Here is an 11627-nt window from a genome sequence, read left to right on the forward strand (position 1 = left end):
GGAACAGTTAAAAGAGTTGATAGGTCGTTTCCGTAAGTTAGTGGGTAATGATAAATTGCCATTTGTAGCCGGCGAATTGGGCCGTTACCGCACCTTTGGTCATATCAATGATGAAATAGATAAATTACCCACCACTGTGCCTTACACCGCCGTTGCCACTACCGAAAACCTGGTGCACCGGGGCGATACCCTGCATTTTGACAGCCCGTCTGCCGATGAATTGGGCAGAAGGTATGCGGCAAAAATGCTGATGCTTCAAAAAAAGAAATAATATGAAAAGGCTGGTTTTTTCTGCACTGATGATATGCGCTTTGGGCTTTAATTGCCTTGCCCAAAGTTTATCGTCTGTTACTATAAAAATATCCCCATTGGCCCAGGGTGATAAACCTATACCCACACTCTATATCTGTTCGGTAAAAAGTGAGCTTTATGAGAATAAATTTTTCAATAAAATAACTATTACGGATGAGCCGTCCTTAAAAATAGCTATGGCTTTCATCAATACGCACCCTACTGCTATAAAGGGACTGGCCAAAAAAAGTTACCCGTTTGGTAGTTTTCAAATTGCGCTTTATAATAAAAAGGAGTATATGGGTGGCTATGTGCTTGGCACGGCTGATGGGAGCAAAAAGTATCTGCAAGGTTTTATTGATGCTTTGGTTAAAGGTAAGGCAGATGAGTTACTTACAGATGAGTTACAAAGTTTATTGAATAGGATAAAATGACCACTACACAAGGAGAAATACTGTTTGAAGAAAACCAGCGCAATGTGTTGCTGGTTGTAGCTATAGGGGTAATAGCAATACCATTTGGCTTATTGGCCATTGTACAAATAGTATCTCATAAACCAGTTGGCAATCACCCACTTCCCAGTGTTGTGTTGGTCAGTATTGCTTTGGCAAGTATTGGCGGCAGTATATTAGCAAGTTTTCAAAAACTCAGGTTACGCATCACCACCGAAGCGATAGATGTCAGTTTTGGCTTTTTAACCAGTCCCAAAACTATTAGGTTGGCTGATATTAAAAGTATTTCTATTCGCAAATATGATAGTATGAAAGAATTTAAGGGGTGGGGTGTAAGGTTTAACGATACCACTACCTGCTTTACTGTTTCGGGCGAAGTTGGCTTAGAGATCACTTTAGCTAACGAGAAGATATTGATAGGTACACAACGTGAAAATGATTTGAGATTGGTTTTGCAGGGTGCTGTGTTTGATGGGATATATCAGCCTTAATAGTATTTATCCCGGTTTTCTGTGTCCTCAGATACCACTACTACCACATCAACAAAAAATAAATCCTGCATTTATTTAAAAAAATCAGGACCTTGCAGCGTTAAATTAAATTAACCGATTTAATGAAAAAAATAACGCAAGCCAACGCGCGGTCATCCACCATTATATTAATAATTGTCACTTTTTTTATACGGTTGCTTATAGCCGCCTATACGGGACTGGGTAACGGCGAATCATACTATTTTAGAGGTGCAATCCACTTAGACTGGAGTTATTTTGACCAGCCACCCCTGTTTTTTTGGCTGGGTGGGTTAAGTATAAGGTTATTTGGGTTAAATAATTTCGGCTTGCGTTTCCCAACAGTATTATTGTTTGCAGGCACCAGCTGGTATTTGTTTTTGATCACCAAAAAATTCTTTAACGCTGCCGCGGGTTTTTGGGCCGTTGTTGTGATGAACTTAAGCGCTTTGTTTACTGTGGGTGTTGCCTGCTGGTACCAGCCGGATGGTCCGCTGATGTTTTTTTGGCTGTTAAGCACCTGGTATATTATTAAAGTTTTGGGTGTTGGCGAGGATAAGCCGCTTGACCCTAAGACCGAAAGCCGCAAGGTTTATATGTTATGGATAATAGTAGGGATTTGCATGGGCCTGGCCACTTTAAGCAAATACCATGTGCTGTTTTTATTTGCCGGGGTATTTATGTTTATTGCCATCAATAAAAAGCAGCGCCACTGGCTTACACACCCCGGGCCATACTTAGCCATAATAATTACTATCATGATGGCTTTCCCCGTAATATGGTGGAACTATAAGCACAACTGGATATCATTTGTATGGCAGGGGTCAAGAGCCGGAACGCGTAACGAGGCATTTAAAATACATTTCGACTGGTTTTTTAGAAGCATAGTAGGGCAGGCAGCCTGGTTGCTACCCTGGATATGGTTTCCGACTATCAGACAACTTTTTATCGCCTATAAACAGCGTTTACAAGCGATATATAGTTTTACTTTTTGGATGGCGGTATTGCCCATTGTTTTTTTTACCGTGTTAACTCTTTGGGCCGACTTACAATACCATTTTCATTGGCAGGCACCCGGTTATATGATGTTGTTTATGCCGTTGGGTTTTGCTATTGATAAGGCTTTGAATAATGCTGACGAAAAACGTAGACGCCTAACCCGCAGATGGCTTAACTTCTCCATATACTTTACTATAATTACTATAACCGTTTTAGGCTTACACATGGTTACCGGGTTTTGGCAAAGCTATGGCCCTAAATGGGTGGTAAGTTTGGGAGGCGGCGAAATTGACCCTACTATACAAGGCGTTGATTATGATGATGTAATGACTCGCTTTGAAAAAGAAGGATGGATAAAGAACGATAAGGTGTTTGCAGCCAGCACCCGCTGGTGGCTGGCCGGCAAGGTTGACTGGGCCTTGAAGGGGAAAAAGGACATTTTATGCTTTAATCGCGATGCGCGTAACCTGGCTTACCTGGTTGATCCTAAAACGTTGATAGGCAAAGATGCGGTGATAATTGGCGAGGCCCATGCCTACAATGAAACAGTTTATGAGGATGCCGCACCGTTTTTTGACAGCATTACCCGGTTGCCTGATATTCCTATTATTCGCGGCGGTGTTGTAGAGGAACATTTACAGGTTTATTACGGCAAAAACTTTCACCAGGCAAAAACATCTCCGGTGTTTGACGATTATCCGGTGTACAGACAGTTAAAGGGTTTGCAGCCGTTTGGTAAGTAACATTAAATAAAAAGACTGCCAATAACGGCGGCCCTCTTATAAATGTTTAATAAATTAGTATTCCTAAAAATCAATGGAAACCAACAATACAATACCTTTTATAAAATTAGCTAAACCAGCACAGCGCGCTTTGGCAGGCGCTGGTATTAAAACGGTAAATCAATTAGCCTTGTTAACCGAAAGCGAGTTAATACAATTACACGGTATTGGCAAAAATGCCTTGCAAACCTTAAAGGTATTAATGGCTGATAGCGGCTTATCTTTCAAAACAAGCCGGGTGTAATTATTATTTTAATGCAGCATTTAACATCAAAATGAAATACGTTAAATATGGTCTTTCTCTAACTGATCGGCCACTAAATGCAACACTTCCTCATTAACCAGGCCCGGGTTTTTACAGATGTGTAAAATTTTATGATGATCGGGTTCAAAACTCCCTATAAAATCGCCATTACTATATACCTCATATTTACACTGTTCGCCCTCATGGTGCATATAATCGCGTACTTCTAAATGATAGTTGCAGTCGTTATAAGTAACTGATATTTCAAATTTTTCCATGTTGCCTTGTTTTTTTTCATTAACCATCAAGGGTCGGTATTGTTATCAGCAATATGCAAATGTTTGTCAACATTTACACACCTTCTATCTTTTTACTGATAAGCTGTTTGTCGGCTTTTGTTTTTGCCAGGTTGTATGCCTTTAAAAATGCTGTTTGGCTTTTTCAGTATCAGTAGGTTTATATAATTCGCCCAGTAACGTATAGTAAAACGGATTGTTCTCCAGTTTAAGTGCTTCTGCTTCTTTAATGGCTTTGGCATTACCTTTAACTTTTGCCAGCGCATAGGTGCGGTTTAAAGCCGCAACCGGCGAGTATTGCATGGCCAGCAAACAGTTATGCAGGTGCAATATATTTTCCCATTTTTCGGACGTATCTGCTTTGTTGGTAAGCCAGTAGGCTATACTTGCCTCAATATGATATTTAGACAGGTTATCGCCGCCGGATGCTTTGTGTAAATGGTAGGCACCACGGGCAATAAGTTCATAGTTCCACAACTTTTCATCCTGGTCATGGTATAAAACAATTTCGCCGGTATTGTTTTTGCGGGCCTCAAAGCGCGACGCATGGAAACACATTAAAGCAAACAGCGCGTTTACGGAAGACTGGTTGGTTTGCTCATTTTCAATCAGCATATAAGTTAGGCGCATGGCCTCCAGGCACAAGTCTTCGCGCAATACGCTATCGCCACTTTCTGCATAATAACCTTCATTAAACAGCAGGTATAAGGTGGTTAATACCGCCGATAGCCTTTTATCTATCTCGATTTTTCCGGGAAACTCTATCCTGATCTTTTCGGCCCGTAACTTCTCTTTTGCTCTGAACAGGCGTTTATTAATGGTTTCTTTATTGGTTAAAAAGGCGTTGGCAATTTCATCGATCCCAAATCCACAAAGTATACGCAGCGCCAGACCAATTTGAGCCTCGACCGGTAAAGTAGGGTGGCATATAGCAAACAACATTTGCAACTGGCTGTCGGCTATATTTTTATCAGACAGATCAATTTCAAATTCGTTAATTGAAGCCTCATCATTTATTTGCAGACTAACCTTCTCACTAAAAACCTGCGCACGTAACGCATTGTTCTTAGCCTTGTTTTTAGCAACAGTATATAACCAGCCAACCGGATTTGGAGGGATGCCTTTATAGGGCCAGTCCTCTAACGCGGCCAAAAATGTTTCGGCAGCAATATCTTCCGCAAGTTGTATGTGGTCAATGCCTAAATATTTACACAGTACAGCTGTTATTTTGCGTGCTTCTGTTCTGAATAAATGGGGTATAAGCTCCTGCTGTTCCATCATAAAAAAGTCCCTCAAAATATTTTGAGGGACTTGATTTTTGTTAATTAACGCCTTCGGTTTTATGTCCTATCTGCCTTACTTCAACGCTGTTGCCATCACCTTGAAGCACGGGGCTGCCTTTGGCAAATTCAACAGCTTCTTCCACACTGTTTGCCTTAACTATAATATAGCCGCCAATGGTTTCTTTTATTTCGCCAAAAGGACCGTTGGTAACTACATTGTTGTGCCAAACTACTTTAGCATCATCAAAAGGTAAACCGGTGCCGGCCACAAACTGGTTTTTAGCGGCAATGCCGCCTATCCAGTCCATAGTTTGTTTCATCCAAATTTGCATCTGCTCAGGCGATGCGATCTTGCTGCCATCCTCATGCCTGAAAATTAAAATGTACTCTTTCATACTGTTAAAATTAGTTGTTATAAATGTGTTAATTACATTCATAACAAGTGGGGTAAACGAAATTGGACAGCCGACTTCACTTATTCAATTTATTAACTAAATTAACGTTTTATTTTAACCAATTATGAAACCAACCAACAGACGGAAATTTATAGCCACGTCAGCAGCCTTAGCTGCCGGTACTGTGGCGTCAGCAACACCTTTAAATACTATGGCAAACAAATACCCGGTAATCCATCATGTGCTATTCTGGCTTAAAAATCCATCGTCAAAAGAAGACAGGGATAAATTGGTAGCCGGCGTTAAAACCTTAGCCAAAATTAAATTAGTACGTGAGTTAAGAGTAGGCGTAGTGGCCGCTACTGAAAAGCGGGATGTGGTTGACAATAGCTGGGCAGTTTCTGAACTGATGTTTTTTGATAATATTAAAGATCAGGCCGATTACCAGAACGACCCCATACACCTCAAGTTTGTTGAAACGTGCAGCCCGCTTTGGGAAAAAGTAGTAGTGTATGATGCTATTGATGCTTAGCTACACTGAGTAGTTGTTTATACGTCGATCAGGTTATAATCATAGTGAGCGATTTAAGGGTAGGCTAAAATAAAAAGTTGATCCTTTACCTAGTTCACTCTTTACGCATAAACTGCCCTGGTGGCGTTTCAAAACCTCTGACGAAATAAAGAGGCCCAGGCCTAAACCTTCAAACCGCATAGCTGTATTATCAACCCGGTAATACCGGTCAAAGAGGCGATCAAGGTCCTCGGGGGCTATACCTATGCCAAAATCCTGTACAGATACCGTGATATTGCCGTCAGCGATAGTTGCATTTATGATTATTTTTTTGCCCTGCGGCGAATATTTGATAGCGTTGGAAAGCAGGTTATTCATTACCTGTTCTAACCTGTACCTGTCGCCGTTATAACGTATGGCGGGTGTGGTTTCAAGTATGATCTCGTGCGAGGTATTGTATTGCATATTCTCTACGCTTTCTTTCAGCATTTCTTTAAAATCAAACGGCTCAATGTTGTAATTCAATTTACCTGAGTTGATCTTGGTAACATCCAGCAGATCGCTTATCAGCTTTTCAAGGCGGTAAATATGCTCGGCTGATTTTTCTATAAAATTATTAAGGCGCCCCTCGTCATCTTTAGCGCGCTTCATTAACTGGTTAAAGGCCTTAATACTTGTAAGCGGTGTTTTTAGCTCATGGCTGGCAATTGACAGGAATTCGTCTTTACGCTGCTCGTTCTCTTTTTGTTCGTGTATATCTGTACTTGTACCTACCCATAATTTTATATTGCCCTCATCATCTTTATGTGCCGAGTAGCGGGAGAGGTGCCAGCGGTACTGCCCATCATGCCTTCTAAAACGGTGCTCAATTACGCTATCCTCTCCTGTCAACATAGCTTTTGGCCAGCTTATCCTGGCTACTTCGCGGTCTTCGGGGTGCAATATATCCCATATTCTCGCTCGCAACTCCTCAAAGTTTTGCGTCCCGGTATAGTCATACCATCCCCGGTTGTAATAGGTAGCTTTACCATCAGGTCCTGCTGTCCATAATTTATGGGGGATAGCATCTGTTAAAAATCTAAAGAGCTTTTCATTTTCTTGCAGGGCCAGTTCAGCTTGTTTCCTGCTGGTAACATCTACCATTACCCCGCTTATTAAATTGGTTTCTCCCCGTTCGTTTTGTTCGGTTTTGCCACGTACAAAAAACCATTTTATGGCCTCTTTTGTATCTACACGGTATTCAGCTTCATATATGGAATCGCCCTTTAATGCCTGGTGCCTTTTTTTATTAGCTAATGCCTGGTCATCAGGGTGAATCAGGTTTTGAAAAACTTGCGCGTCATGTCCTTGGGGTTTATATGGCACGCCAAACATGGCCGAAAGGCTTTCATCGGCAAACATTAAATTCTTTTCCAAATCACGCACCCAGGTACCCACCAGGCCAGATGACAGGGCCGATTGTAAATGAGTTTGCGTTATTTTAAGCTTCAGCTCAATGAGCTTTCTTTGCATTATCTCATTTTGGGCCGCTTCGTTAAGCCGGGCGTTCTCCAATGCCAACCCAATATGGCTGGCAAAGCTCTGGGCAAAACGAAGGTCGGTTTCATCATAAAACTGTCCTTCTCGAGTCGAGACCAAATTAAGAACCCCTATAATAACGCCCTTCCCGGCAATAGCAACCGTAATTACCGATTGCAGGTTCATTTTTAATATGGTGTCTAACTGTATCGGGTTTTTAATAGATGCCTTTACCATATCGGCAGTTATTATGGGCACATGGCTGGGTATACCTGTTTTAATTACCCTGGCTGTTCCCTGGTCGCTATTCAAATCAACCGGGTAAGTTTCGCGGTAAGTTTTGGCCCAGCTTATTTTTTCGGGGTCCTCGTGCGCCAGTATCAGCTCTTCCAGTTTGCCATCGCGCAGTAAGTCAATACTAAACCAGTTGGCAAACCGGGGTACAATTAATTTTGATATTTTATCAAGCGCGGTTTTGGTATCACGGGCCTGCGCCAGCTCTTCGGCAATAGTATTTAGGTAGGCTAAAAGTCTTTCCTTTTTTTTAAGTAGTGTAATATCGCGAATAAATAAATGTGTCCTTGCGTCTTGCTCTTCGTCTATATAAACCTTTGAACTTATCAGAACATTTTTTTCATCGCCACTGGTAGAAAAAAAAGAAAACTCTGTGTCAATAATATCTTCGGTAAATAATTTTTCAACCGCGTCTTCATTCGGGTTAAGACTTGTGAAAAAACGACTGAAAGGTTGTTCAATATAAATTCCGTCCGGAAAAAACATATGTCTGGCCTTCGGGTTGGCATATACAATTAGGCCGTTCCGGTTTAAGGAGACTACACCTATCGCACTATAACCATGAACTTGCTGAAAATTATTGTGCGTTAACATTTTGAGGCCACAGGTTTTAATTTGATAATATACGCCTATGTAAAAAAAATGTTTTAAATAATATAAAAAAGTGATTGCCGGTGCCAGCTTTCAACACTAATCCTTGCGCCGGTAACTTTAAAGTTATTGAAGATCCCAATACAGCACATAGCGTTGTTTGTTTATAGCGTAATAGGGCAGCAGCGTTATATCCCGGTTTGCTACACCTTTTGTTTGGAACGTTAATGGCTGGTTTGCAACAGGCGTTACCCATGTTTTTACGGGTTGTCCATTTGCATGAAGCGACGAAATAACACTGGCCGGAATAGCATAATTTTTAAAGTTTTGCTGGTCCCTGGCAAATGGCGCAGGAGCGGTTATACCTTCGGTGCCCATATCACCTGCCAACACTATAGGCCCGTATGCAATGGCGGCTTTGTTAGGGTCGTCATTGGTTTTTACCAAATGCAATGCCATAGGGTAAGTAACGTCTATTTTATCGCCGGCTTTCCATTTTCTATCTAAAACCATATAACTACCGGGTTTAGCCTCGGTTTTAACAACCTTGCCGTTAATTTTAACCGTTGCGCCGTCTGTTGCCCAGGCAGGGTACCTGATGTACAGCGTTGTATTACCCGCAGGGCTTTCATTTATAGTTAAATGCGTAGTGTTTTCTTCCGGATATTGGGTGGTTTGGGTTAGCTTAAGCCCTTTCTCCTTCCAGTTAAGCACCGATGGGATAAAAAGGTTAACAAATACGCCCTTGTCGTTATGGTAATAAATGCTTTCCGCATATTTGGCATGGTTTTCAAAGCCCGTACCCATACAGCACCAAAACGAATTGTCGGCGGTACTGTAAACTTTAAACAACCCTGGTTTAAACGACATAAAGTAGGTAAACATGCCGGTCTCCGCATCCTGTGTGCCCAAAATATGGTTATAAAGGGCCTGCTCATAATAGTCGGCATATTTCTCATCCGCCGTCCAGGTAAACAGGTGCCGGGTAAGTTTAAGCATATTGTAAGTATTACAGCTTTCTGTTGTTATTGGGGTGATATGTTTAGATAGCTGATCGGGCGTAAAAAAGTGTTCGTTGTCGCTATTGCCGCCGGTTGCATAGGTATGGTGGTCAATTACGGTTTGCCAAAAAAACTGGGCGATAGTTTTTTGCTTGTCGTCGCCGGTTAGTTCATAGCCGCGCGCTTCGCCAATAATTTTAGGTATTTGTGTGTTGGCATGAAGTCCGGCCAGTTTATCCTGCTGGTTGGCTAAAGGGTTTAATACCGATTCGTCATAAAAAAGTTCTGCCAGGCGTTTGTCCTGCTCGTTTCCGGTAATGGCGTATAAGTTGTAGGCTACTTCAATCATCCCCCCAAACTCATTGCGTTCCATCACGGCCAATTGTTCTTTAGACAAAGGCTGCAATTTATGGTAAGCCCAATCGCTCATTTTCTCGACTATGGCAAGGGCTTTTTTGTCGCCGGTGTATATATACAGGTCTGTTAAACCCGCCATTATCTTATGTATGGTGTACCATGGTGCCCAAACATTTTTACCTGCTATAACCCGGTCAATAAAGTTTTGCGGGAACGCGCTCAAATAACCGCCCTGGTTTAATACATCCTGGCACTCGGCTAATGCGCGTACAATGGTATCAGCCTTGTTTTTATAAGCCTGCTCGCCTGTAGATGCGTACATCATGGCCAGGGCCGACATGACATGCCCCAAAGTATGCCCGCGTAACTCTACATCCAATGCTTCCCAGCCGCCAAAGGCTTTTGCATTGCTGGATATACCTGCATTTATGCGCCAGCTATGCAATAGCCTTTTGGTATCTAAGGCCAGTAACAATTTGCCGTCGCGCTGCATATTTTGCTTAAAGCGGCTGTCCAGCAACTGCACATCCTGCAAATTAAAGCTCGATGCCTTATTAGTAATTTTTACAGCTAACTTTTGTTCGGATGTATTTTGACCGATGTATTGCGCGAAGGATATTTGAGCCGCACTTACCGCTACCAACGTGATAACGCTTGCCTTAAGCATAAAATTTTTCATAAAAACAGGTATAAAGGAATAATTGGGTGTGCAAACAGCACGGACAACTCAAATATAATATTTTTATTTAAATGTCAAAAACACATTTATAAATAGTTTTATTATGTAAAAGGAATGTTATGCAAAACAGGTTATGTTTTGTTTTTTTAACTTCGACTTCTCAATTATAAACCATAATGAATAAAATAACACTTTATATAGTCGGCGCGGTTACCGCATTGACGGGCCTTACCAGTTTAACAATCAATCAGCAGCAGGGGTCGGTACCGGCTAATCTTACGCTGCCGCAAGGGTTTTCGGCAGTTATTGTGGCCGATTCGTTGGGCCCGGTGAGGCATTTGGCGGTTACGGCAAATGGCAATATATATGTCAAAGAAAACTCTATACGCAACCGTAAAGGATTATATTACCTTACCGACCAAAACCATGATGGTTATTTTGAAACTAAAACAGGCTTTGGCGATTACCCCGGCACGGGCATAAAAATAAAGAACGGCTATTTATATTCATCCTCCAACAGTGCTATATATCGGTATAAACTGAACGCCAAAAATGAAGTTATTGATACCGAAAATCCCGAACTGCTGGTAAAGGGTTTGGTTGATAAACGACAGGATAACTCTAAAGCGTTTGTTGTTGATGATCATAATAACCTGTATGTGGCCGTAGGTTCGTATTCAGATGCCTGCCGGGAGAAGGGTACCATTGTAGGTATACCGGGTTGCCCATTGCTTGATTCGGTAGGTGGGGTATGGAAGTTTAAGGCGGATAAGCCCAACCAAACTTTTGCCGATGGCGAACGGTTTGCAACCGGGGTAAAAAACTCGGTGGGTATTGATGTTAACCCGGTTACCAAAACTATTTTTGCTACGCAGCATGGCCGGAGTTTGGATAACAGTTATCCACAGTATTATACCGCAAAGCAGGTGGCCCAACTACCCGCCGAAGCGCTGTATGAATTACACCAAAATGCAAACGCCGGATGGCCCTTTGCTTACTATGATAATTTTCAAAATAAGTACGTTCAATCGCCGGAGTTTGGTGGTGATGGTAAAAGATCGCCGGATGTTAAATACCTTGACCCGGCAGTTATAATACCTGCACATTTTGCACCTAATGATCTGCTTTTTTATACCGGCAAAATGTTTCCGGTCCGGTATCGTAACGGTGCTTTTATGGCTTTTCATGCGCAATCGCCCGAAATGAAGAAGGGTTACCTGGTAGCCTTTGTGCCGTTTAAAAACGGAAAGGCCGTAGGCAAATATGAAATTTTTGCCGATGACTTTTCCCCCAGAGAACAAGGCAATTTGAATTTTAAATACCGCCCCTGCGGCCTGGCTCAGGGACCCGATGGTGCCCTGTATGTAGCAGATGACGTTAAAGGAACTGTATTTAAAATAACCTATAAAGCAGGGTCAAACAAAT

At 42.0% G+C, this 11627-nt stretch carries 12 protein-coding genes; 7 read left to right on the forward strand and 5 right to left on the reverse strand.

What is annotated here, in order from left to right; all coding sequences use genetic code 11:
* The 5 genes from ABI367_RS02310 to ABI367_RS02330 form a co-directional block, all read left to right on the forward strand.
* On the forward strand, positions 1-271 hold a 271-nt coding region (locus ABI367_RS02310), incomplete at its 5' end, for a sialate O-acetylesterase (RefSeq protein WP_462227343.1).
* 1 nt (position 272) lies between these two features.
* A complete protein-coding gene (locus tag ABI367_RS02315; RefSeq protein ID WP_462227344.1) occupies positions 273-725 on the forward strand; it encodes a hypothetical protein in 453 nt (150 codons plus the stop codon).
* A complete protein-coding gene (locus ABI367_RS02320; protein WP_462227345.1) occupies positions 722-1234 on the forward strand; it encodes a hypothetical protein in 513 nt (170 codons plus the stop codon). The genes ABI367_RS02315 and ABI367_RS02320 overlap by 4 nt, the downstream gene beginning before the upstream one ends.
* A 122-nt stretch (positions 1235-1356) precedes the next feature.
* Entirely contained in the window at positions 1357-2994 is a 1638-nt protein-coding gene (locus ABI367_RS02325; protein WP_462227346.1) for an ArnT family glycosyltransferase, read from the forward strand.
* A 73-nt stretch (positions 2995-3067) separates the two neighbouring features.
* Entirely contained in the window at positions 3068-3277 is a 210-nt protein-coding gene (locus tag ABI367_RS02330) for a DNA-directed RNA polymerase subunit alpha C-terminal domain-containing protein (RefSeq protein WP_462227347.1), read from the forward strand.
* 41 nt (positions 3278-3318) lie between these two features.
* Here ABI367_RS02330 and ABI367_RS02335 read toward each other — a convergent pair whose 3' ends face one another.
* From ABI367_RS02335 to ABI367_RS02345, 3 genes are all read right to left on the reverse strand, one after another.
* Complete coding sequence (locus tag ABI367_RS02335; RefSeq protein ID WP_462227348.1) at positions 3319-3555, reverse strand: hypothetical protein; 237 nt, start codon at positions 3553-3555, stop codon at positions 3319-3321.
* A 141-nt stretch (positions 3556-3696) separates the two neighbouring features.
* Positions 3697-4854 carry an RNA polymerase sigma factor gene (locus tag ABI367_RS02340; RefSeq protein WP_462227349.1) on the reverse strand — a complete coding sequence of 386 codons (1158 nt, stop codon included), beginning with the start codon at positions 4852-4854 and terminating at the stop codon, positions 3697-3699.
* 40 nt (positions 4855-4894) lie between these two features.
* A complete protein-coding gene (locus ABI367_RS02345; RefSeq protein ID WP_462227350.1) occupies positions 4895-5251 on the reverse strand; it encodes a YciI family protein in 357 nt (118 codons plus the stop codon).
* A gap of 124 nt (positions 5252-5375) precedes the next feature.
* On the opposite strand from ABI367_RS02345, the gene ABI367_RS02350 reads away from it, so the two are divergent.
* Entirely contained in the window at positions 5376-5783 is a 408-nt protein-coding gene (locus ABI367_RS02350; protein WP_462227351.1) for a Dabb family protein, read from the forward strand.
* A gap of 39 nt (positions 5784-5822) precedes the next feature.
* Here the strand turns inward: ABI367_RS02350 and ABI367_RS02355 are convergent, their stop codons facing one another.
* Both ABI367_RS02355 and ABI367_RS02360 read right to left on the reverse strand, forming a co-directional pair.
* On the reverse strand, positions 5823-8168 hold the full coding sequence (locus tag ABI367_RS02355; protein ID WP_462227352.1) for an ATP-binding protein: 2346 nt from the start codon (positions 8166-8168) through the stop codon (positions 5823-5825).
* A 123-nt stretch (positions 8169-8291) separates the two neighbouring features.
* Positions 8292-10202, reverse strand: coding sequence for a glycoside hydrolase family 127 protein (locus tag ABI367_RS02360; protein ID WP_462227353.1), 1911 nt, complete (start codon positions 10200-10202; stop codon positions 8292-8294).
* Between the two features lie 176 nt (positions 10203-10378).
* Between ABI367_RS02360 and ABI367_RS02365 the strand changes: the two genes are divergently transcribed.
* Positions 10379-11627, forward strand: a 1249-nt coding sequence (locus ABI367_RS02365; protein ID WP_462227354.1) for a PQQ-dependent sugar dehydrogenase, incomplete at its 3' end; no start/stop codon positions are given.

Origin of the sequence: Mucilaginibacter sp. (assembly GCF_039935595.1) — a bacterium.
GTDB lineage: Bacteria > Bacteroidota > Bacteroidia > Sphingobacteriales > Sphingobacteriaceae > Mucilaginibacter.

What these genes read in the sequence shown, in the direction of transcription:
- ABI367_RS02315 (WP_462227344.1), top strand. Translation starts at nt 273, where the DNA reads ATGAAAAGGCTGGTTTTTTCTGCACTGATGATATGCGCTTTGGGCTTT.
- ABI367_RS02320 (WP_462227345.1), top strand. Translation starts at nt 722, where the DNA reads ATGACCACTACACAAGGAGAAATACTGTTTGAAGAAAACCAGCGCAAT.
- ABI367_RS02325 (WP_462227346.1), top strand. Translation starts at nt 1,357, where the DNA reads ATGAAAAAAATAACGCAAGCCAACGCGCGGTCATCCACCATTATATTA.
- ABI367_RS02330 (WP_462227347.1), top strand. Translation starts at nt 3,068, where the DNA reads ATGGAAACCAACAATACAATACCTTTTATAAAATTAGCTAAACCAGCA.
- ABI367_RS02335 (WP_462227348.1), bottom strand. Translation starts at nt 3,555, where the DNA reads ATGGAAAAATTTGAAATATCAGTTACTTATAACGACTGCAACTATCAT.
- ABI367_RS02340 (WP_462227349.1), bottom strand. Translation starts at nt 4,854, where the DNA reads ATGATGGAACAGCAGGAGCTTATACCCCATTTATTCAGAACAGAAGCA.
- ABI367_RS02345 (WP_462227350.1), bottom strand. Translation starts at nt 5,251, where the DNA reads ATGAAAGAGTACATTTTAATTTTCAGGCATGAGGATGGCAGCAAGATC.
- ABI367_RS02350 (WP_462227351.1), top strand. Translation starts at nt 5,376, where the DNA reads ATGAAACCAACCAACAGACGGAAATTTATAGCCACGTCAGCAGCCTTA.
- ABI367_RS02355 (WP_462227352.1), bottom strand. Translation starts at nt 8,168, where the DNA reads ATGTTAACGCACAATAATTTTCAGCAAGTTCATGGTTATAGTGCGATA.
- ABI367_RS02360 (WP_462227353.1), bottom strand. Translation starts at nt 10,202, where the DNA reads ATGAAAAATTTTATGCTTAAGGCAAGCGTTATCACGTTGGTAGCGGTA.